At 71.9% G+C, this 21,935-nt stretch carries 18 protein-coding genes; 14 read left to right on the forward strand and 4 right to left on the reverse strand.

Annotated elements, in window-relative coordinates; translation table 11 throughout:
• The first annotated feature begins 34 nt into the window (after window positions 1-34).
• Window positions 35-1,234, forward strand: a complete 1,200-nt coding sequence (locus D7W81_RS01660) for a hypothetical protein (RefSeq protein ID WP_120553535.1) — start codon at window positions 35-37, stop codon at window positions 1,232-1,234.
• 117 nt (window positions 1,235-1,351) lie between these two features.
• Window positions 1,352-4,081: a PAS domain-containing hybrid sensor histidine kinase/response regulator gene (locus D7W81_RS01665; RefSeq protein ID WP_120553536.1), complete on the forward strand. Its 2,730-nt coding sequence runs from the start codon at window positions 1,352-1,354 to the stop codon at window positions 4,079-4,081.
• 6 nt (window positions 4,082-4,087) lie between these two features.
• Here D7W81_RS01665 and D7W81_RS01670 read toward each other — a convergent pair whose 3' ends face one another.
• From D7W81_RS01670 to D7W81_RS42920, 3 genes are all read right to left on the reverse strand, one after another.
• Entirely contained in the window at window positions 4,088-5,605 is a 1,518-nt protein-coding gene (locus D7W81_RS01670; RefSeq protein WP_120553537.1) for an Hsp70 family protein, read from the reverse strand.
• An 89-nt stretch (window positions 5,606-5,694) separates the two neighbouring features.
• Window positions 5,695-6,075, reverse strand: coding sequence for a GIY-YIG nuclease family protein (locus D7W81_RS42915; RefSeq protein ID WP_208721117.1), 381 nt, complete (start codon window positions 6,073-6,075; stop codon window positions 5,695-5,697).
• Window positions 6,065-6,634 (reverse strand): hypothetical protein, encoded by a 570-nt coding sequence (locus D7W81_RS42920; RefSeq protein WP_208721119.1) that lies wholly within the window; start codon window positions 6,632-6,634, stop codon window positions 6,065-6,067. Before D7W81_RS42920 ends, D7W81_RS42915 begins: the two co-directional genes overlap by 11 nt.
• A 309-nt stretch (window positions 6,635-6,943) precedes the next feature.
• Between D7W81_RS42920 and D7W81_RS01680 the strand changes: the two genes are divergently transcribed.
• Complete coding sequence (locus tag D7W81_RS01680) at window positions 6,944-7,609, forward strand: hypothetical protein (RefSeq protein ID WP_147445314.1); 666 nt, start codon at window positions 6,944-6,946, stop codon at window positions 7,607-7,609.
• A 10-nt stretch (window positions 7,610-7,619) separates the two neighbouring features.
• Here the strand turns inward: D7W81_RS01680 and D7W81_RS01685 are convergent, their stop codons facing one another.
• Window positions 7,620-9,080 (reverse strand): sigma-54-dependent transcriptional regulator, encoded by a 1,461-nt coding sequence (locus D7W81_RS01685; RefSeq protein WP_120553539.1) that lies wholly within the window; start codon window positions 9,078-9,080, stop codon window positions 7,620-7,622.
• 176 nt (window positions 9,081-9,256) lie between these two features.
• On the opposite strand from D7W81_RS01685, the gene D7W81_RS01690 reads away from it, so the two are divergent.
• The 11 genes from D7W81_RS01690 to D7W81_RS01735 all read left to right on the forward strand — a co-directional run bounded on the left by D7W81_RS01690 (window position 9,257) and on the right by D7W81_RS01735 (window position 21,618).
• Window positions 9,257-10,006 carry an OmpA family protein gene (locus D7W81_RS01690; protein ID WP_120553556.1) on the forward strand — a complete coding sequence of 250 codons (750 nt, stop codon included), beginning with the start codon at window positions 9,257-9,259 and terminating at the stop codon, window positions 10,004-10,006.
• A 23-nt stretch (window positions 10,007-10,029) separates the two neighbouring features.
• Window positions 10,030-10,464, forward strand: a complete 435-nt coding sequence (locus D7W81_RS01695) for a chemotaxis protein CheW (RefSeq protein WP_120553540.1) — start codon at window positions 10,030-10,032, stop codon at window positions 10,462-10,464.
• Between the two features lie 5 nt (window positions 10,465-10,469).
• Entirely contained in the window at window positions 10,470-10,838 is a 369-nt protein-coding gene (locus D7W81_RS01700) for a protein CrdC (protein WP_120553541.1), read from the forward strand.
• Window positions 10,835-12,676, forward strand: coding sequence for a methyl-accepting chemotaxis protein (locus D7W81_RS01705; protein ID WP_120553542.1), 1,842 nt, complete (start codon window positions 10,835-10,837; stop codon window positions 12,674-12,676). Before D7W81_RS01700 ends, D7W81_RS01705 begins: the two co-directional genes overlap by 4 nt.
• Before the next feature lies 1 nt (window position 12,677).
• Window positions 12,678-14,504, forward strand: coding sequence for a methyl-accepting chemotaxis protein (locus D7W81_RS01710; protein ID WP_120553543.1), 1,827 nt, complete (start codon window positions 12,678-12,680; stop codon window positions 14,502-14,504).
• Window positions 14,501-17,122 carry a response regulator gene (locus D7W81_RS01715; protein WP_120553544.1) on the forward strand — a complete coding sequence of 874 codons (2,622 nt, stop codon included), beginning with the start codon at window positions 14,501-14,503 and terminating at the stop codon, window positions 17,120-17,122. Before D7W81_RS01710 ends, D7W81_RS01715 begins: the two co-directional genes overlap by 4 nt.
• A 103-nt stretch (window positions 17,123-17,225) precedes the next feature.
• Window positions 17,226-18,284, forward strand: coding sequence for a chemotaxis-specific protein-glutamate methyltransferase CheB (gene cheB, locus D7W81_RS01720; RefSeq protein ID WP_120553545.1), 1,059 nt, complete (start codon window positions 17,226-17,228; stop codon window positions 18,282-18,284).
• 10 nt (window positions 18,285-18,294) lie between these two features.
• A complete protein-coding gene (locus D7W81_RS01725; protein ID WP_120553546.1) occupies window positions 18,295-19,530 on the forward strand; it encodes a CheR family methyltransferase in 1,236 nt (411 codons plus the stop codon).
• Between the two features lie 76 nt (window positions 19,531-19,606).
• Window positions 19,607-20,470 (forward strand): tetratricopeptide repeat protein, encoded by an 864-nt coding sequence (locus D7W81_RS01730; protein WP_120553547.1) that lies wholly within the window; start codon window positions 19,607-19,609, stop codon window positions 20,468-20,470.
• Complete coding sequence (locus tag D7W81_RS43990; RefSeq protein ID WP_279637794.1) at window positions 20,467-20,601, forward strand: hypothetical protein; 135 nt, start codon at window positions 20,467-20,469, stop codon at window positions 20,599-20,601. Before D7W81_RS01730 ends, D7W81_RS43990 begins: the two co-directional genes overlap by 4 nt.
• Before the next feature lie 66 nt (window positions 20,602-20,667).
• On the forward strand, window positions 20,668-21,618 hold the full coding sequence (locus tag D7W81_RS01735) for a bifunctional UDP-sugar hydrolase/5'-nucleotidase (RefSeq protein ID WP_147445315.1): 951 nt from the start codon (window positions 20,668-20,670) through the stop codon (window positions 21,616-21,618).
• The last annotated feature ends 317 nt before the right edge of the window (window positions 21,619-21,935 follow it).

A 21,935-nucleotide genomic window follows, 5' to 3' on the forward strand; every position in this document is an offset into this window, starting at 1 on the left:
GTCGTCTGGAAAAAGCCCTCTAGGATTGTCCGTCATGAAGTCCTCCGACAGGGCAACGCCGGGCAGGAGCAGGCGCATCGCCACGGTCTCCGTCGCGGGGCTTGTCGTGCTGACCGGTGCCTGCCTGGTGGGCGTGGAGGCATGGTTCCAGCGGAAGTCCGAGTCCCCGTTGCGCCTCCACCGCGAGCAACTGGCCGCGAACGTGGATGCCTACTGCGCGCAGGAAGCCGCGCTCGGCGCCGACCCCTGGTTCCACGAAGGCCGGACGGAAGGCGACGCGGGCCTCCTGCTCAACGCCTGGCTGCCCTGGTCGCGGGACCTGAAACGGCCGCCGCCCGAGGGCTCGCCGCTCGTCCTTCCCGAAGCGCTGCGCGAGGAGGCCCTGGATCTGAAGCAGGGCCGCTGGCTCACCGCGAACATCGACGTGTCCCGCCTGGACTTCGACTGGATGGTCCGGCTGCTGGCGTATGACCGGTGGGACCTGTTCAACGGCAGCCCCTTGAGCGCCGGGGCACGCTTCAACTGGGTCGCCGGTGAGGTCCCCGACCTCTTCCTCCTCCAGCGCTGGGCGAAGTTCCGCATGCTCCAGGGCTTGAGGACGGGCCACCCGCTGGAGGCCGCGCAGCAGGTGCGCCACCTCGCGTGGCTGAGCCTGCGCACGGACTCGCTCGCGGGCGGCTCGCTGGCCGTCAACCTGCTGGACATCGAGCGGCTGGCGCATGCCTCACTCGCCTCGCCCCCCGCGGACTGGACGCCCATGTCCGCGGAACAGACGGCCCGGATGAACGCCCTGCTCCTGACGGCCCCCCGCTTCGCCGGTCTCGCCGCGCCCCCGGACGTGGCCCGCCAGGCCCGCGGCTGCGCGACGCAGGCGAACCGGTGCCTCGCCCTGACGGAGACCGCCTTCCACGCGCGGCTGCTGGAGCCCTTCGCGGACGCCTCCCTGGAAGAGGCCACCGCCGCGCTCGACCGCGACCTGTCGCGGGCCGGCTGTCCCACGCTCGCCGCGAACGAGATACGCACGCGCGGTGTGGCGCTGCGGGACCCGGACTCCGGCATGTCCGCCGGCGCCTCCGCTGTTGCCTGGATTCCCGGGCCCCCCGGCCGCTGGCTCCGCTCACGGATGGCCTGGAGCGTCCTCGCCAGCGCACTGGAAGACCTCCCTCCGCTGGATGAAAACAAAATGAAACAACCCGAGCGCTTTCATGGCCAGGCAAGCACTCCAACCCCCTGAATCGCCGTCCCCGAAGCGCCGGGAAAGGCCCTGCGCCTGCCCACCTCCACGGTTTTCCGTGGATGACATGGTACTGGCGCCTCGACTGACCTACAGTTCTTGAACGGAGGGGGAAGGTTGTCCGAACTGCCACCCAGCGCGTATCCGGCCTTGTTCGAGCACACGCGAGACGGCGTGCTCGTCCTGGACCCGACCCTGCGGGTCGTGGCCGTGAACCGCGCCGCGGAGGCGCTGCTGGGGCCGCGCGACCTGTTGGTGGGACAGGCGGTGGACCGGGTGCTGCCGGGCTGGACGCCTCCCCAGGTTCCCTCCCCGGACGGGGCTCCCCTGGAGATGGACTGCCACGTGGGCCCGGTGCACCCGGTGCGGGTGCTGGCGGTGCCGCAGGACGGTGGCTGGATGCTGCTCATCCGCGGCATGGACGCAGCGCAGGCCGCTGAGTCCATCCTCCGGCAGCAGAAGGAGTTCTTCGAGGCGGTGGTGCGCCACAGCCCCGTGGCCATCGTCACCATCAGCCGCGCCTTCGAGGTGCTGACCTGGAACCCCGCCGCGGAGCGGCTCTTCGGCTACACGCCGCAGGAGGCGCTGGGGCGCAACATCCTCAAGCTGGTGGCCAACGTGGACGGCATCCGTCCGGAGGCCGAGGAGACGTCGCGCGAGGTGCTGCGCATGGACCGCGTGCACGTCGTCACCCGGCGCGCGCGCAAGGACGGCACGGTGGTGGACGTGGAGCTGCGCGCGCTGCCGGTGACGGTGGCCGGGCAGTCCATGGGCTTCATCGCCATCTACCACGACGTCACCGACCTCCAGCGGGCGCGCCAGGCCGCCGAGCACGCCAACCAGGCCAAGAGCCTGTTCCTGGCCACCGTGAGCCATGAAATCCGCACGCCGATGAACGCCATCATCGGCATGGCGGGGCTGCTCATGGACACGGCGCTCACGCCCGAGCAGCGCGACTTCGCGTCCACCATCCGCCAGAGCGGGGATGCGTTGTTGGGGCTGCTCAACGACATGCTGGACTTCTCCAAGATCGAAGCCGGCCGGGTCGAACTGGAGCAGCAGCCCTTCAACCTGCGCCAGTGCGTGGAGTCCGTGTTGGACCTGCTCGCCATGCGCGCGAGCGAGAAGTCCCTGGACCTGGGCTACCACGTCACGGACGAGACGCCCGTCAGCGTGGTGGGCGACGGCGCGCGCCTGCGGCAGGTGCTGCTCAACCTGGTGGGCAACGCGGTGAAGTTCACCGAGCGCGGCGGGGTGTCCATCTCCGTGGACACGCCGCGCCAGCCGCTCGCGCCGGGCGGCCTCTTCGAGCTGCACTTCGCGGTGCAGGACACCGGCCTGGGCATCACCGAGGCCGCGCGCGGCGGCCTGTTCCAGCCCTTCAACCAGCTGGATGAGTCCGTGTCGCGCCGCTACGGCGGCACGGGGCTGGGGCTCGCCATCAGCAAGCGGCTGGTGGAGGCCATGGGCGGGCGGCTGTGGATGGAGAGCGAGGGCGTGCCGGGCCGGGGCGCCACGTTCCACTTCACCTTCCAGGCGCGCGAGGCCCCGCGCAGCGCGGACGCCCTGCGCCCGGACGCGCTGAAGCTGCACGGCCGGCGCGTGCTGGTGGTGGACGACAACGCCATCAACCGCAAGCTGCTGGGCCGTCAGCTGGCCGCGTGGGGGATGGCCATCGTGGAGGTGGGCTCCGGCGCGGAGGCGCTGACGAAGCTGGAGTCCGGCGCCCGCTTCGACCTGGCCATCCTGGACCACCGCATGCCGGTGATGGACGGCCCCACGCTGGCGGCGCACATCCGCCAGCAGCGCGACGCGCGCGAGCTGCCCCTGCTGCTGCTCACCTCGTACGACCAGCGCGACGCGCAGCCGCCCGGGATGTTCACCGCGGTGCTGCCCCGGCCCGTGAAGGCGTCACACCTGCACGACGCGCTGATGACGTGCCTGGCCCAGGACCTCATCGCCGCGCGGCCCCTGCCGGTTTCGCCCGCGCCCGCCACGCGCGAGCGCTCCGTGTTCAACACGCGCCCCGGCGAACAGATGCCGCTGCGCATCCTGCTGGTGGAGGACAACCCCACCAACCAGAAGCTGGCGCTGCTGGTGCTGGACAGGCTGGGCTACCCGGCGGACACCGCGAACAACGGGCGCGAGGGGCTCAGCCTGATGTCCCGCAAGCGCTACGACGTCGTGCTGATGGACGTCCAGATGCCGGAGCTGGACGGGCTGGAGACGACGCGCCAGCTGCGCAAGGACGTGCCCGTCAGCGAGCAGCCGTGGGTCATCGCCATGACGGCCAACGCGATGACGGCGGACCGGCGCGAGTGCCTGGACGCGGGCATGGACGACTTCCTCAGCAAGCCCATCCGCGTGGAGGAGCTCATCTCCGCGCTGCGCCGCGCCTGGGAGCGCCTGCCTCGCGAGCCCGGAGCCGCTCCCGTCGCCCGCGCGCCGGAGGCTCCCCGCATGGGCGCCCCGCGCATCCGGGGGCTGGAGGCGGGCGCGCTGGACAGGCTCTGGCAGTCGTTGGACGGGCAGGTGGAGCGGATGCTCCCGGAGCTCGTGGACACCGCGCTGGAGAGCATGCCCCGGCTGATGGACGACGCGCGGGGAGCGCTCGCGCGCGGCGAGCTGGAGACCCTGGCGCGGGCCGCGCACACGCTCAAGTCCAACGCGGCCTACTTCGGGGCGGCCACGCTGGAGTCGCTGTGCTGGGACATCGAGCAGCGCGCGGACGCCCGGGTGCTGGAGGGGCTGGAGCCGCTCGTGGCCCACTGCCAGGAGGCGCTGGATGAGAGCCGCCGGCTTCTGGAGCAGCTCAAGGGCACGGTGACGGCCCGCGCCGCGGGCTGACGGCCTTCAGGCGCGCTGGGGCGCGTTCGGGTCGCTGATGGTGAGCGGCCGCCGCTGTCCATCCTTCGCGACGAGGCTGGCGGTGAGGGCGAAGTCCGGCCCCATGCGCAGCTCCAGCGTGGTGGGGCCCGGGTGGGCCACGCGCCAGTCCGGTTCGATGCGCACGGTGCCCAACAGCTCGCGCTCCACGGTGGTGCGGTCCAGCGCTTCGAACAGCGCCACCGGCACGGGACCGGGCCAGGGCGGCAGCTCCAGGTCCACGGAGCGCGTGCCGGGCACGGGCGTGTTGGCGGGGAGCACCTCGTGCTGGCCGCCGCCGGGCACCATGGCGCCAATGGGCATGGGCACCACGTCCGACAGGCCGCTGATGCCGCGCGCCAGGTTGCGCCCGAGGATGGCCGCGCCCACGGCCACGCCCAGCTCCGGGTGCACTTCTTTATCCGACGACAGCTTCTTGAAGTGGGACAGGCGCTTGCGGATGGCGGGCATGCGCGTCTGGCCGCCCACCATCACCAGCTCGTCGATGGCGTCCGGCTTCATGCCCGCCTTCTCCAGCACGTCGTCGCACGCGGCGGCGGTGCGCTCGATGAGCTGGAACACCATGGCCTCCATCCGCTCACGCGTGAGCGTGACGTTGAAGTCCACGAAGGCGCCGTCCTTCTGGGTGATGCAGGGGATGCGGATGGGGACGGACGCGCCGCTGGAGAGCGCGATCTTCGCGGACTCGGCGGCGAAGACCAGGCGCTGCATCACGACCTTGTTGTCGCGCAGGTCGATGCCGTGCTCCTTCTTGAAGTCGTCCACCAGCGCCTCGACGATGGCCTCGTCGAAGTTGGCGCCGCCGAGGAACGCGTCGCCGCCGGTGGCCAGCACCTTCACCACGCGGTTCTGCACGGACATGAGGGTGACGTCGAAGGTGCCGCCGCCCAGGTCGAACACCATCACCGTCTGCTCGGGGTTGCGCAGGTTGGCGTAGTAGAGCGCCGCGGCGGTGGGCTCGTTGACGATGGCGCGCACGCGCAGGCCTGCCTTCTCCGCTGCGCAGCGGATGGCCTCGCGCTGGCGGATGTTGGCGTGCGCGGGCACGGTGAGCACGCACTCCTCGAACTTCGCTCCGGCCGCGTGCGTGGCCAGCGTGTTGATGTGCTTGAGGATGAAGTGCGCCACGTCGATGAGCGGCGTCACCTTCCCGTAGACCTGCACGGCGGTGTAGCCGTCCGGGCCCTCCACCAGCTCGAAGGCGAAGCGGTTGCGGTGGCGGGCCACGTATTCGGACTGGAAGCGGCGCCCCAGGAAGCGCTTGGCGCCGAAGATGGTGTGGCGCGGGTCATCGATGATCTGCCGCCGCGCCGCGGGGCCGACAATCGCCTTGTCGCCCGCGTGGAACCACGCGATGGAGGGCAGCGTGAGGCTCTTCTCCGCGATGGGCACCACGCGCAGCTTGTTCGCCTTGTCGAAGAAGGCCGCCGCGGTGTTGGTGGTCCCGAAGTCGATGCCGAGGATGGGGGCGGCGCTCGTGCTCATGAGAGGCCGCCATCCTCGCACGTCCCGCCGCGCCGGGGCACCCGGCGCGGTGGTTCGCCTGTGCGCGGAGGTCGGTTGAACCCCCCGTGTCAGCTCCCGGACGGCGTGTTGTAGCCGGCGTCGCCATAGGGCTTCAGGCGCTCCAGCCACATCTCCTCCAGCACCTTCAGCTCCTCCACGGGGGGCGGGCCGCCGGGCTCCTCGCGGGGCTTGAGCTTGTCCAGCACCTCGAAGGAGAAGGCCGCCTCGCCATGGCGCTCCCAGTCCGCCTGCAGCTCCGGGACGCGGTGCATGCGCTGGGCGAACTCGAACCGGATGCGGTTGAACATCGCGGTCAGGTTGAGGGCGTGGCCGATGAAGAGCTTGCCGTTCGCGTGACAGCGGATGGCGTAGATGCCCATGGGCACCTCCGCTTCCTTGTACGCGCGCTTGCGTTCGGCGCGGGCCGCGCGCGAGTCGTCACCGGACATGGTGGCCTCCGTAGCCCAGCGCGACGAGCTTCGCTTCCAGCCGCTCCTTCGCGGCGGCGTCCCGGGGGCGCACCCAGTCGCGGCCCATCCGTTCCCAGTCCGCGTCCCGCGCATCAACGCCCAGCGCCTGGAGGAAGCCGGCCTCGCAGATGAAGCACTGGTCGCGGAAGGGGAAGAGGAAGCCGCCCTGCGCCTCCAGCGACCGCGCGGCCTCTTCGTGGGTGGAGAACCACCGGTTGAGGAACACGGCCTGGACCTTCTGGAAGAAGGCGCGCGTGTCCAACCCCCGCGCACCGCCCTCCAGGGCCTGCTTCAGGTCCGCCCAGGTGGCGTGCCCGGCTTCCCGCGCGATGACGGCGAGCCCGTGTTTGTGCTGCACGCTGTCCTTGCGCGCGAGCACCTCGCCCAGGGGCAGGGCCGCGAAGAAGGGCAGGGCGCGCATCCGTTCCGCGGCGCGCGTGGCTCGGGCGGTGTCGGACGCGTCCAGGTCCTTGAGGAGCAGGGACGCGCGGACCTTGTATTCATGCAACGTGACGGGGAGGGTGCTGCCGGTTCCCATGACGAATCCTCCGGTGCTGGCCCTCACCCGTTGGGGGACCGTGGAAGGACTGCATCAGGGTCTGGCGACAGCGGGTGCAGCGAGGGTGACGTCGTCTTTCCGGGCGGCGGGCACCCCTCGGCACCCGTGGACGCGAATAGACCAGACGCGTCCCGCGGACGTCAACGCGTCCACGCAACAGGCCCCGGGTCGGACGCGAGCGTGTGATGGATGGCACGCAGGACGGGGAGGGCGAGCGGCCCGGCGAGGCGGCGCCCGCGCTGGTAGCGTTGGAGGCGGTCGGGTGGTTCACCCGCGCGGGGGACAGTGATGCGTCGATACCCAGGGGCTCTGCTGGTGCTGTGGCTGTCATTCGGGCCCGAGGTCGCATGGGGCCAGGCGCGGGACCCGGAATCGCTGAACCTGCTGGTGCCGCCCGGCATGGCGCCGGAGCCGTCCTTCGCCCCTGGTACGGGTCTGGTGAAGGCCTCGAACGACTATCGGGTGGGCAAGCACCTCGGCCTGGGAGTGCTGATGGGGAGCGCTGGCTTCGTGAGTGGCACGTTGACCGGGCTGCTCATCGGCATGGGGGTGGACAGCCAGTGCGATGTGTCGGGCTGCCCGGGCTCTCCCACGAGCCTCATCCCCACGGGGTTGGGGGCGGCGATCGGAACCTCGATTCCCATCTACTTCGCCGGAAGGATGTCAGGAGGGGAGGGCGGCTATGGCCTCACCCTGCTGGGGGCCTCCCTGGGCGCGCTGCCTTCCGCGCTGCTCACCCTCAGCGACGACAGCACCCTCCATTCCGTGGGCATCATCGGGCTGGTGGTGATGCCCTTCGTGGGCTCGTTCCTGGGCTACGGGTTGTCCCAGAGCCTCGAAGGCACTGGCGCATGGCCCCCCACGACCCCCGTCCTCCCGGGCGCCCAGGTCACGCCCGTGTTCGGCATGTCGAAGAAGGGGGCCGTCGTGGGCGGCCTCATGGGCCAGTTCTGAGGCCCGGGACTCAGGCTTCGGACTGCCCGCGGCGCAGGCCCAGGGCCTTCATCTTCTTGTAGAAGTGCCCGCGCTCCAGGTCGAGGATGCGCGCCGCCTCCGTCACGTTGTCATGCGTGTGGGCGAGCACCCGCTGGATGATCTCCCGCTCCGCGTCCTCCACCTGTTCGCGGAAGGTCTGATCCACGCGCGGCTTCCATCCGCCAGCGCTTGCGGCGGGCTCGGCGGCGGGCACGGCCTGCGCGGCAGGCGGCGCGACGGGCGGAGCATCCCCGCCCACGGTGGGCTCGGGCATCGGCGGCAGGGGACGGCCCCGGGGCAGCAGCTCCAGCGCGTCCGTGCGTGACACGACCGGGCCCTCGCAGAGGATGGCCAGCCGCTCCACCAGGTTGCGCAGCTCGCGCACGTTGCCCGGGTAGTCATACGCGCTCATCACCGCGAGCGCGTCCGGTGACAGGGCCAGCGGCCGCCGCCCGTTCTTCGCGCACGCCTCGCGCAGGAACGTGTCGATGAGGTCCGGCAGGTCCTCGCGGCGCTCGCGCAGCGGCGGGGAGTGAATCTGCACGACGTTGATGCGGTAGTAGAGGTCCTCGCGGAAGCGCCCCGCGGCGATCTCCTTCTCCAGATTCTTGTTCGTCGCGGCGATGACGCGCACGTCCACCTTGAGCGTCTCCGCGCCGCCCACGCGCTCCAGTTCTCCCTCCTGGAGCACGCGCAGCAGCTTCGACTGCATGGCGGCCGGCATGTCGCCAATCTCGTCCAGGAAGAGGGTGCCCTCGTGCGCCAGCTCGAACTTGCCGCGCCGCACGCTCACCGCGCCGGTGAAGGCGCCCTTCTCATGGCCGAACAGCTCGCTCTCGATGAGGTCGTGCGGCACCGCGGCGCAGTTGAGCTTCACGAACGGCCCGCCCTTGCGCTTGGAGTGCTGGTGCAGCGCCCGCGCGATGAGCTCCTTGCCGGTGCCGTTCTCACCGGTGATGAGCACGCGCCCCTCGCTGGGGGCTGTCCGCTGGATGAGGGAGAAGATGCGCTGCATGGCGGGACCGCCGCCCACCATGTCGAAGCGGCCCAGCTGCGCGCGCAGCTCCTGCAGTTCCTCCATCGCCGCCTGGTGCTTGAGGGCGTTGCGCAGCGCCACCAGCAGCCGGTCGCGTGCCAGGGGCTTCTCCAGGAAGTCGCGCGCGCCCAGCTGCGTCGCCTTCACCGCCGTGTCGATGGTGCCGTGGCCCGACATCATGATGACGGGCAGGTCCGGCTTGAGGGCGGTGAGCTTCGCCAGCACCGTGAGGCCGTCCATGTCCGGCATCTTCACGTCCATCAACACCGCGTCCACCGGACGCGCGCTCACCACGTCCAGCGCCACCTGCCCGCTGCTGGCCAGCTCCGTGCGGTAGCCGGCCAGCTGCAACGACTGGCTCAGGGTGAGGAGGATGTTCTTCTCGTCATCGACGATGAGGACGGCGGCGGGCATGGGCAAACCGCTCACACTCTCATGGAAATAATCGGGGCTTCAAGCGTCTCGTGCCGTCCGGAAGGCCAGGGAAAGGACAAATCTTTTGACTCTCCCCGGTGGGTCCGACTACACGCGACAGCCCTGGCCCACTCCCTGTGGGCCTCTCTTTTCCCGTGGTTGCTGTCGGAGGAATGATGCGTCGGATTTCGCTTTGGGCCGGGTTGGCCCTCGCCGTGGCCGTGATGACCGGGTGCCCGCCCACCTACCCCAAGTGCAACAACGACGAGCAGTGCCAGGAGAAGGGCGAGGTCTGCGTCCAGGGCCAGTGCCAGGAGTGCGCGACGGACGCGAACTGCCGCGAGGGCTTCACCTGCCAGGCCAACAAGTGCGCGCCCAAGCCTCCTGAGTGCACCACGGACACGGCCTGTGGCACCGGCCGCATCTGCGAGGCCGGCAAGTGCGCCGAGGCCCAGTGCAAGGACGACTCCGCGTGCAACGGTGGCAAGTGCCAGGCCGGCCGCTGCCAGGCCCCCAAGGACACCTGCTCCGCCAGCACCGACTGCGGTGAGGGCCAGGAGTGCCAGTCCGGCAAGTGCGTGACGGCGGACGCCAGCTCCAAGTGCGACTACTCGCCGGTGCCCTTCGGCTTCAACGAGTCCACCCTGGACTCCAGCGCGCAGTCGCGCCTGGGCGAGCTGGCGGCCTGCATCAAGGCCAGCCAGGGCAAGATCACCCTGGGCGGCCACGCGGACGAGCGCGGCACGGAGGAGTACAACCTCCAGCTGTCCAACCGCCGCGCCGCGGCCGTGAAGCGCTACCTGGTCGACCTGGGCGTGCCGGGCAACCGGCTGTCCACGGTGGGCTATGGTGAGACCCGCCCGGTCTCCAGCGCCGCCACCGAGGAAGGCTGGTCGGAGAACCGCCGCGTGGAGTTCCAGCGCTAGTTCTGGGGTAGGCTCTGGGGCGCATGGCCGCCCTAGAGTCGGAAACACGCCAGTCCTATCTCGTCTTCGCGTGTGGAAACAGTTGGTACGCGGTGCCCGCGGAAGCCGCGGCGGAGGTCGTCACCTTCCCCGAGCTGACGCGGGTACCGGGTTCCCCGCCCCACCTGCTGGGTGTGTTCGCGCACCGGGGTGAAGTCATCCCCGTCGTGGACATGAGCCTGCTGGTGGGCGGGGTCACCGCCGGGTCCCGCCGCGCCGTCCTGGTGCGGCTGTCCCGCGGAACGCTGGCCCTCACCGCCAGCAGCGTCGCCGGCGTGTCCGCCCTGATGGGGCCGCTGGAGCCCCTGGGCCCCTCGGGCGTGCACGTCCACCTGCGCGGCCCCGTGAAGAGCGGCTCGCGCGACGTGGCCGTCATCGACCCGGAAGGCCTCTTCGACCACCTCAGTCAGGGCGGATAGGTCCCATGCTTCCCGCGGGCCGGGTCGAGGGGACGCTCCTGTGCCACGTGGGGCCGCACCGCATCGCCTTCGAGGCGGGTGAGGTGGCCTCCATCGCCGCGCCGGACGCTGGCACGGTGTCCGCCCACCGGGCCTTCCACGGCGCCGGGGGCACCCAGCGCGTGCTCGTGACGGCCACCGGGGAGACGGTGGGCGTGGACGGACTGGAGATCGACTCGGAGGTGCTGTCGGTGCTGCCGCCCTCGCCGGTGGTGGCGGGTGCCTCCGGGGGCAGCCTGCGGGGCTTCGTCATCACGCGCGGGGTGCTCTGGCCGCTGTTGCGCCTGGACGCCTTCCAGCGCTACCTGCGAGAGCTGGACGGGGAGGGCGCATGACGCCGCCGCCGGAGCTGCGCGCCCTGGGGCGCTGGACGACGCGGCCGCGCATCCCGGGCAGCTGCCTGGGCGTGGGGGTCGCGTTCCTGCACATCCACCTGTCGCACACGCTGCCGGAGGCGGGCCGCACGCCGCTGACGTGGCTGATGTTCTGTGCGCTCGCGCTGTTCATCGGCGTGGGGTACGCGCGCGACACGCGAGCGCTGCGCACGCTGTTCGCGCTGGGCGAGGGTCAGCTGCCCGTCACGTCGGAGCACCTGCTGGTGGCGGTCCAGGAGGTGGCCTCCATCCCCGGCCGCAGCTTCTGGTTCGTGATGCAGGGCTGGCTGGGCGGCACGCTGACGGTGGCGCTGGCCTTCCCCACGCTGGTGCACGTGCCGTGGACGGAAGGCGTGCGGGTGATGGTGCTGGGGCTGTCCATCGGCCCGTTGAGCGCGATGCTCGTCTACCTGCTGGTGGTGCGCCGCGCGCGGGCCACGCTGGAGCGGCTGGTGTCGCTGGGGCCGTCGCCGCTGGAGGTGCTGGCCGCGCTGCCGCCCCGGCGCATGCACATCCGCCGCAGGCTGGTGGTGTTCACCGCCATCGCCGTGCTGAGCCCGTCCCTCTTCATCCTCGACGTGGCCTTCACGCGCACGGTGACGGTGGTGGACGCGTGGGCCCAGGCCACCACGCCCGCCGAACGGGCGGAGGTGATGGCTCGCGCGCGCAACGGAGACGGCCCGCCACTGGGGCTCATCGCGGGGCTCGTCACGCTGCTCATCCTGGGCACCGCGGCGCTCGCGGGCACGGCGCTGTCGGAGCCCCTGCGCGCCATCACCGAGGACGCGACGCGCATCGCTCGCGGCGAGGTGCGGCCCCCGCGCGTCATCCACGCGGAGGACGAGGTGTGGGCCACCTCCGCGGCCTTCACCCAGATGCAGGTGCAGCTGGTGCAGGCCCTGTCACAGCTCAAGCGGGCGGGCATCCAGATTTCCTCCACCACCGAGCAGCTGGTGGCCACCAGCACGGAGCAGGAGGTGGGCGCGGACGAGCAGGCCGGGGCGCTCAACGCCACCAGCGCCACCACGGAGGAGCTGGCCCGGTCCGCGCAGCAGATCGCCGACAACGCGGAGTCCGTGTCCGCCATCGCGGAGACGACCTTCGGCGCGGCGCAGTCCGGCCAGCGCGGCGCCACCGCCTTCCTGGGCGCCATGCAGCGCATGAAGGAGGACAACGAGGCCATCGCGGAAGCGGTGGTGCGCCTCAACAAGCGCGTGCAGCAGATTGGCAAGGTGGTGGAGTTCATCAACGAGATCGCCGACAAGTCCGACCTCCTGGCGCTCAACGCGGAGCTGGAGGGCACCAAGGCAGGGGAGGTGGGCCGGGGCTTCTCGCTGGTGGCCGCGGAGATGCGGAGGCTGGCGGAGAACGTCATCCGCTCCACGAAGGAGATTGAAGGCCTCATCGGGGAGATCCGCGACGCGACCAACGGCGCGGTGATGGCCACGGAGGCGGGCCTGAAGACGACGGAGCTGGGCACGCTGCTGGCGGCGCAGGTGGACGACAGCCTGGGGCTCATCCTGGAGCTGGCGCGGCAGACGTCGCACGCGGTGCGCAGCATCTCGCTGGCGACGCTGCAGCAGCAGACGGGCACGGACCAGCTGGCGGCGGCCATGGGGGACATCCTGCGCGTCACCGAGCAGAACGCCGCGGCCACCAAGCAGATGGTGGCGGCCAACGCGGACCTGTCCACCCTGGCGGCGGACCTGCAACACGTGGTGCAGCGCTTCCACGTCGAGCCTCCGGGTGGCGACTCCGCCGGGGCGCCGGGTTCGTCTGGCGCGAAGGGCGGTGGGTGACATGGCCCCTCCTTCGCGCGGGAGTCCCCGGCGGGCCGCCTTCAGCCGGGAGCTGATGTTCCCCATTCCGCTGGCGAACCTGGTGGGCTCCACGCTGGGGCTGCACTTCGCGTCGCTCGTGGTGGGGAATCCGCTGACGCAGCAGCTGGGCACGCTCGTCATCCTGGTGGTGGGCGTGAGCGCGCTGCACATGGTCCTGGGCGTGGGCGTGTCCCTGGGCCGCTTCCCCCGGCTGCGGGCGCTGGAGCGCGGGGACCTGTCCCCCACGCCCGAGCACCTGGCGCTCGTGGTGGGCGAGGTGGCGCGCGCGCCGGGCGAGGCGTTCTTCCGCTCGCTGGGGTTGTGGGGGCTGACGACGGGCGTGGTGGCGCTGGCGCTCGGGTCGGTCATGAAGCTGCCCGGGGACGTCACGCTGCGGGTCGCGGGGCTGGGGGCGCTGTTCGGCCCGCTCACGTCGCTGCTCGTGTACGGGCTCGTCACGCTGCGGGCGCGGCGCGGGGTGCTGTGGGTGGCGGAGCAGGGGCTGACGCACGCGCAGGTCATCGCCGCGCTGCCCCGGCGCTCGCGCATCCGCGCGCGGCTGGTGGCCTTCACCGCCATCTGCGTGGTGACGCCCGCGGTGATGTGCGCGCAGGTCGTGACGGCGCTGACGGACCGGCTCTTCCAGCAGCTCCTGGACGCGGGCAGCCCGGACGCGCAGGGCGTGTTGGTGGATGCGCTGCGGCTGGATGCGTTCACGTCCAGCGCGCTCCTGTGCGCGGTCGTGTTCGGCCTGGCGCTCGCCACGGCGTACCTGGGCGGGACGCTGCTGGGCCGGCCCATGCGGGAGCTGTCCGGCGAGGCGCGCCGCATCGCCGCGGGCGACCTGGCCAGCCCCCGGCTGGTGCCCGCGGAGGACGAGGTGTGGGCGGTGTCCGCGGCCTTCACCACGATGCGCACGCACCTGGCGGACGTGCTGTCGGAGTTGCAGCGCGCGGGCTCCCAGATTTCAGCCACCACCGAGGAGATCCTCAGCACCTCCGGGCGCTACGAGGCGGGCGCGGCGGAGCAGGCCAGCAGCCTGGACGAGACGAGCGCCACCACGGAGGAGCTGGCGCGGTCCGCGAAGCAGATCGCGGACAACGCGAGCTCGGTGGCGGAGATCGCCCAGCGCACGCTCGCGGCGGCCCAGGGCGGACAGCGCAGCGCGGAGTCCTTCCTGGGGGCCATGTCGCGCATGCGCCAGGACAACCAGGCCATTGGCTCGGCGGTGTCGCGGCTCAACAAGCGCGTGCAGCAGATTGGGAAGATCGTCGAGTTCATCAACGGCGTCGCGGACAAGTCCGACCTCCTGGCGCTCAACGCGGAGCTGGAGGGCACCAAGGCAGGGGAGGTGGGCCGGGGCTTCTCGCTGGTGGCCGCGGAGATGCGCAGGCTCGCGGAGAACGTGCTGGAGTCCACGAAGGAGATTGAAGGACTCATCGAGGAGGTGCGCGAGGCCTCCTCGGCGGCGGTGACGGTGACGGGCGGCGGGGTTCGCGCGGTGGAGACGGGGACGGCGCTCGCGGAGCAGGTGTCCGAGTCGCTCCGCCAGATTGTCAGCCTGGCGGGACAGACGTCGGACGCGGTGCGGATCATCTCCCGGTCCACGCAGCAGCAGCAGGCGGGCACGGATCAGCTCGCGGACACGATGGCGGACATCCTGCGCATCACCCAGCAGAGCCTCAACGCGACGAAGCAGGTGGGCGCGGCGAACGGCGACCTGTTGGGGCTGGCGCAGGACCTGCGCGGGGTGGTGGAGCGCTTCCAGATCCACCAGGCGACGTTGCGCAGGGGGAGCGGCGGGTGAACCCCAGCGAACGGCTCCTCAAGCAGTTCCGCGACCTCGTCACCGTCCGTCTGGAGCGCATCAACCGCTCCCTGATGGAGCTGGAGTCCGGGGGCAACCTGGAGGCCGGACAGCGGGTGCTGCGCGAGCTGCACGGCCTCAAGGGCGAGGCCCGGATGATGGGCTTCAGTGAAATCAACACGCTCGCGCATGAGATGGAGGAGCTGGTCCGGTGCGCGGAGCCGCAGCGCTACCGTCTGTCGTCGGAGTCCACCGACGCGCTGCTCGCCACGGCGGACACGGTGCTCGCGCTGTCGGGCGCGCTCCAGGCGGGAGAGCCGCTGCTGGCGGTGGAGACGCTGGTGTCGACCCTGCAGGAGCGGGTCCTCGTGGAGTCCGCGCGCCCGCCGGGTGCCTCCCGCCCGGAGGAGGGCGTCCGGACCGCGAAGGGAGAGGGGGCGTCGCATCTCATCGTGACGGATCGCCGGGAGCCGTCAGGGGCCGTGGTGGTCCCCGCGCACTGGGGAACGCCCGTGTCGCGCCCGGACGCGCCGGCCACCGCCGCGTCGCCGGGAGCCGCCGCATCGCAGTTCCTCGCGACGGCCCTCCGCTCGGAGCCGCCCGGTGGTTCGCCGGCACCGCATGGGGAGGGGCCCGCGCATGGAGGCCCGGGTCTCGGCTCCAATGCTGGGGCCGCGCCGGGTTCGCACGGTCCGCACCCGGGCGGTCCGGCCGCCGGAAGCTCGGGCCATTCGCACCTCGTGGCTCCGGTGACGGGAAGCCCGGGAGCTTCGCACCTCCTGGGCCCCGCGACGGGCACCGCTCCGAACACGCACCCGGTGAGTCCGGCCGCGTCCCCAGGCGCGCGGCTGGCTGACACCGCCCGCTCGCGCCCTCCCGCCGCGCCGAAGCCCGGGGCGGGCGCGGTGCGCACGGGAGACGTCCGCATGGACACGGCCGTGCGCATCGGCGTGGCCAGCCTGGACATGCTCACCAGCGCGGTCACCAACCTGGGGCAGGTGGCCCGCCGCCGTGAGCTGGCCACCGCGCGCCGCCTGGAGCTCGTGCGCGAGTTGAGCGAACTGGCCCGCGTGGCGGAGGACCTGGGGCCCGCCGGCGTCGCGCTCGCTGAACGGCTGGGCCGCACGAAGGAGCTCGCCGCCACCCTGCACCGCGAGGCCAAGCTGCTCGCCAACGCGGAGCTGCGCGACCTGAGCCAGGTGTCGGAGGAGATCCAGGGCCTGCGCATGCTGCCGCTCTCCGTCCTCTTCGAACCCTACCCCCGCATGGTCCGCGACCTGGCGCGGGAGCTGGGCAAGGAGGTGGAGCTCGTCGTGGACGGCGAGGACACCCGCGCGGACCGCTCCGTCGTGGAGGCCCTGCGCGAACCCCTCATGCACCTGGTGCGCAACGCGCTGGACCACGGCCTGGAGACGCGCGTGGACCGCGTCACCTCCGGCAAGCATCCCCGGGGCTGCCTCACGCTGCGCGCCTCCCGCGAGGGCAGCCGCATCATCCTGCGCGTGGAGGACGACGGCGCGGGCATGGACCCTGTGCTCCTGCGGCGCGTGGCCGTGCGCCGGGGCATGCTGGACGAGCCCGCCGCCAACGCCCTGTCCGACGCCGCCGCGCGCGACCTCGTCTTCCTGCCCGGCTTCACCTCGCGCGACGTGGTCACCGACCTGTCAGGTCGGGGCGTGGGGCTGGACGCGGTGCGGACCTCCCTCCAGGCGCTGGGCGGCGACGTGGGCGTGGAGTCCGCGCCCGGCTGGGGCACCATCTTCACCCTGCGCGTCCCGGTGTCCCTCACCGTGGCGCCCCTGCTCTTCGTCCAGGTCTTCGACGAGACGCTCGCCTTGAGCGCCGTCCACGTCTCCCGCGCCCTCAAGGTGGACGCCTCCGAGGTGGGAGAGGTCGCCGGCCGTCCCACCCTGCGGATGGAGGGCCGCGTGCTGCCCTTCGCCTCGCTGGCGTCGCTCCTGGGGCATGCCGCGGAACGCCCCGCCCGGGAGGGCGAGTTGGTGCTGGTGGTGAAGGGCCAGGGCATGGAGGCCGCACTGGCGGTGGACCGGGTGCTGGAGGAGCGCGTCCAGGCCATCCTCCCGCTGAAGGGCATCCTCGCGCGCTTCACGCACCTCACCGGGGCCACGTCGCTCGCGGACGGGCGGCTTGCCATGGTGCTGTCCGCGGCCGCGCTGGCGGCGGGCGTGCACGGCACCGTGCCCCTGAAGCTTGCTCGCCCGCCGGTGCGCGCGCCGGCACCGCGCCGCCGCCGGATCCTCGTGGTGGACGACTCGCCCCTCACCCGCGAGCTGGTGGCCAACCTGCTGGAGGCGGTGGGATACGACACCCTCCGGGCGGCGGACGGCCCTTCCGCGCTGGAGCAGCTGGAGCAGGAGGGCCCTCCGGTGGAGCTGGTCGTCACCGACCTGGAGATGCCGGAGATGGACGGCGTGGAGCTCACCCGGCGCCTGAAGACCGACCCTGCCCGGGGCCGCCTGCCCGTCGTCATCCTCACCACGCGAGGAGGGGAGGCGGACCGGGCGCGGGGGCTGGCGGCCGGGGCGGACGGCTACATCACCAAGGGCGACCTCGTCCGGCAGGACCTGGTGGACGTCGTGGGGCGGCTGCTGGCCTGAAGTCCCCGGAAGCTCGGAGGAGGACGCCCGGAGATGTTCGCGGACGCCCGGGGCCCCCTCGCATTGCTATACTCCCGCGGCGCGTACGGGGTATTGAACGGTCATGGGCAAGAAAGTGTCGGTGCTGGTGGTCGATGACTCGGTCATCTGCCGCCAGCTCATCAGCGCGGCGTTGAGCGACGACCCGGACATCCAGGTCATCGGCACCGCCGCGAACGGCCAGGAGGCCGTTGCCCTCACGAAGGAGCTGCGTCCCCACGTCATCACCATGGACGTGGACATGCCCGTCATGGATGGGCTCACGGCCGTGGAGCACATCATGGCCGAGTGCCCCACGCCCATCCTGGTGCTGACGGGCGACCCGCGCTCGCAGGCCCCCGCGCTGACGTACCGCGCGCTGGAGCTGGGCGCGCTGGCGCTGCAGATCAAGCCCTCCATCGACGCGGGGCCGGATGCGTGGAACCTCACCAAGGAGGTGAAGCTCATCTCCTCCGTGCGCGTCATCCGCCACGTGCGCGGCCAGAAGCGTGGCCCGCCAGGGACGCCGCACGCGCCGGTCGCGGTGCTGCCCGCGACCTCCATGGGCATCGTCGCGGTGGCCGCCAGCACGGGCGGTCCGCAGGTGCTCTACCGGATGCTGTCGGAGCTGCCAGCGGACTTCCCGGCGCCCATCGTCATCGTCCAGCACATCAACGCCGCCTTCTCCGAATCGCTGGCCAGCTGGCTCGCCAACGCGAGCAAGCTCAAGGTCCGGCTGGCGGTGGACGGCGACACGCTGGCGCCGGGGCTGGTGCTGGTGGCGCCGCCGGATCAGCACATGGTGGTGCCCGTGCGAGGCCGCGTGGCGCTCAAGGCCGGTGTGGAGCGCGACGGGCACATGCCCAGCGGCACCGTGCTGCTGGAGAGCGTGGCGAAGGCCTACGGCCGGCGCGCGGTGGGCGTGGTGCTCACCGGCATGGGCGCGGACGGGGCGGACGGGCTCCTGGCCATCAAGCAGGGCGGTGGGCTGGCGCTGGCGCAGAACGAGGAGTCCTGCGTGGTGTTCGGCATGCCGGGCGCGGCGGTGGAGCGCAAGGCGGTGGACCACCTCATCCACGGCGATGACGTGGCCGCCACCCTGGCGCGGCTGGCGCGCGGAGAGTCGCTGGCCGTCAGCCGCTGACCCGCGCGCGATGACGTCCTCCTCCGAGCGCTGGGCTCCCGTCCACGCCTGGCTTCAGGCGTACACGGGCATGGCGCTGAGCGGGGCCCAGCGGCGGCGGATGGACGCGCGGCTGGAGGCGCTGGGACACGGCGGAAGTCCAACGCAGCTGGCGGCGCACCTGCGCACCCCGGCGGGCGCGGCGGACCTGGCCCGGCTGGTGGACGCGGTGGCGGTGCACACGTCGGAGGTGTTCCGGGACGGGGTGCAGCTCACCGCCTTCCGCGAGCACGTGCTGTCGCCCCGCATCCAACGCTCGAAGGCGCCGCTGCGCGTGTGGAGCGCGGGCTGCGCGGCGGGCGAGGAGGTCGCCACGCTGCTCCTGCTGCTGGCCCAGGAGGGGGCGGACCCCGCCAGCCGCGTGCTGGGCACGGACATCTCCGAGCAGGTGCTCACCCGGGCGCGCGAGCTGAGCTTCTCCGCGGAGGCGCTCCGCCATGTGCCGGAGGGGCCGCGCTCGCGCTACTTCGAGCCGAAGGGCCGGCGCCACGCCCTGGTGGCGTCGCTGCGCGCGCAGGCGGAGTTCCGGCGCCACAACCTGATGGAGGCGCCCTACCCGGAGGCCCCCGGGGGCGGCGGGTTCGACGTCATCTTCTGCCGCAACGTCCTCATCTACTTCACCCCGGACGCCTTCCAGCGCACGGTGCGCAACCTGGGCGAAAGGCTCGCGCCCGGCGGCGTGCTGGTGCTGTCCGCCGCGGAGCCCCTGCTCCAGGTGCCCCCGGAGCTGCGGCTGTTGCCCAGCGAGCACGCGTTCTTCTACGTGCGGGAGGACGCCGCGCCCGCGGAGGCGCCCCGGCCGAAGCGGGACTCCGGCCGGTTCCCGAGCATCGCCGAGCCGGCCGGGCCCGCGGCGCCGAAGCCTGAAGTGCCACCTGCTCCGGACGAGTCCGCGATGGCGGAGGCGGACTGGCTCTTCTCGTGCGTGCTCGACGGGGCCTCCACGGGCGTCCCGGACGAGAAGTCGGAGCGCGACCTGCGCCGGTGCCTGGACCTGGATCCGGACCACGTCGCCGCCCGCTACCTGCTGGGGCTGCTCCTGGAGCAGTGCGGCCAGCCGGCAGCGGCCCTGGAGGCCTACCGCCGGGCGCTGAGGGCGGTGGAGTCCGGGCGGGCGCGGCCGGTGCCCTTCTTCCTCAACCTGCCCCGGCTCCGGGTGGCCTGTGCCCGGGCCGTGGAGCGGCTGGAGGCCGACGGGGCGCGCTGAAGGGCAGGGGGGCAGCCGGGCGGAGGAGGAAACAGAAGCGGCGCGCGGGGCGCTTTGGACCTAGGATGCCCGGCCCATGCGCAGGCTCGTGCTCTTCGCCTTGTTGACCGCCGCCGTTCCCGGCTGTTTCTACCCCGCCGACCGCGGCCGTGCCCTGGAAGCCAAGGTGGACCGGCTGGGCGCGGACAACGCCCGGCTGGCCACGGAGCTGAAGGAGGCGCGTGACCAGCTCGCCGCCACCCAGCCGAAGATTGACGAGAAGGTCGCCCAGGTGACCCAGGCCCTGCAGAGTCTGGACACCGCCGCGCGCCGCAAGGACGCGGACATCGGCGTGCAGTTCCAGAAGACGGTGGAGGACCTGGCGCAGCTGCGCGGCCAGGTGGAGACGTACCTCTACAAGATTGGTGAGCTGGAGGCCGCGCTCGGCAAGAGCACGGAGGAGACCAACCAGCGGCTGCTGGCGCTCCAGGGCACGGAGGCGGTGAAGGAGGCCGAGGCCCGGAAGAAGGCCGAGGAGCTCCAGCGCCCCACGGACAAGAAGGAGTTCCTCGCGCTCGCGCAGGAGAAGGCCAAGGCCGGCGACTCGCTGATCGCGCGCCAGCTCTACAACGAGTTCGTGAAGAAGTGGCCCAAGGACGCGCTCGTGGGCGAGGCGCACTTCGGCCTGGGCGAGACGTACTTCACCGAGTCCAAGTGCCGCGAGGCCCTCTTCGAGTACGGCAAGGTGGTGCAGGACTTCGCGAAGACGGCGTCCGCGCCGGACGCGTACCTGCGCTCCTCCGACTGCTTCCAGAAGCTGAAGATGAAGGAGGAGTCGAAGCTGGCGCTGGAGGAGCTGGTGAAGAGCTACCCCAAGTCGGACGCCGCCAAGACGGCGAAGACGAAGCTGGCGGACCTGGACAAGAAGCCCGCGCCCGCGCCGAAGAAGGGGAAGAAGTGAGCCCCCGCGCTCCCCGGCTCGCCGCCCTGGCGCTGCTGCTGCTCCTGCCGCTCATGGCGGGGGCCGCGCCGAAGAAGCTCGTGCTGCTCTTCACCGGAGACAATGGGGGCGAAATCGCCCCCTGTGGTTGACGCCACAACCCGTCTGGCGGTCTGGCCAGACGAAAGACGGTCCTGACGCAGGAGCGCGCCAAGGGCGTGCCAGTGCTCGCACTGGACGCGGGCAACGCGCTCTTCAAGACCCTGGCGGATGGCCAGGATGCGACGGCGAAGCCTCGCGCGGAGCTGCTCCTGGAGCAGCTGGACGCGCAGGGCTACGCGGCGATGGCCGTGGGCCAGCGCGACCTCGTGCTGGGCGTGGACTTCCTGAAGAAGAAGACGAAGGGCGCGAAGCTGAAGCTCGTGTCCGCGAACCTCGTGGACACGAAGGGGCAGCCGCTCTTCCCCGCCTCGGTGGTGACGACGGTGGGCGGGCTGAAGGTGGGCATCGTCGGCGTGTCGCCCGCGTCGGCGGACCCCAAGGCCCCGGCCGGAAGTTCGGAGGGCACGGCCGTCCTGCCCCAGGGCGTCCGGGGCCTGCCGGTGGGACCGGCGGTGGCCTCCGAAGTAAAGCGCCTGCGCCAGAAGGAGCAGGTGCAGTTGGTGGTGCTGCTGGCGGCGGTGCCCTACGTGGAGGCCGTGAAGCTGGCCCAGGGCGCCGAGGGCGTGGACTTCGTGGTGCAGTCGCATGACGGCCGGGGCGTGGGCATGGCGCAGCGCCAGGGCGTGTCCACGCTGGTGCCCCCCGGGGAGCGGGGCCGCCAGGTCGGGAAGCTGGAGCTGTCCGTGGACGGCACGGGCCCCTTCACCGACCTGTCGGAAGCGAACCGCGCCCGGGAGAGCCAGCGCATGGTGGAGGCGAACATCGCGCGGGTGCAGGAGCGCCTGAAGACGGAGAAGAGCGAGGACACGCGCCGCTCGCTCCAGGAGACGCTGACCTCGTTTGAATCCCGGCGCGACGCCCTGGCCCGTACGGCGGCGGCGCAGGGTCCGGCGACGGGGCGCACCTACCTGCTGACGTACCTGCAGCTGGGGGCGGACGTGGCGTCGGATGCCGCCGTCCAGAAGCAGGTGGAGCGCGTCGAGCCGCCCGGCTCCGCGGGTCACTGAGCGCCCTGCGCGCAAGCCAACCCCGTCCATCCTGGGACGGGGCCTGGATCACCTGTTTCATCCGCCTGTCGCAGGCTGTGTCACGCCCGTTCCAGCCCTGCTGGAGAGCAGGCAGGCCGCGCGGCCGGGAACGCATGGCAGGCCGCTGTTCGACCGAATAATGTGACTCCAGGTTTCTGGCCTCCCCCCAGGCCGCTCGGATGACGAGTGGCAGGCCGCTCGTCATCGACAACTGCTGACACTGCCGCGAGGGCGTGCGTCCGGAGTTCCGGGCGTCCCTCCAGGGCCGTGTCGCGTCCAGAGTGCGGAGTTTTTCA

The sequence above is a fragment of the Corallococcus aberystwythensis genome (assembly GCF_003612165.1).
Lineage (GTDB): Bacteria > Myxococcota > Myxococcia > Myxococcales > Myxococcaceae > Corallococcus > Corallococcus aberystwythensis.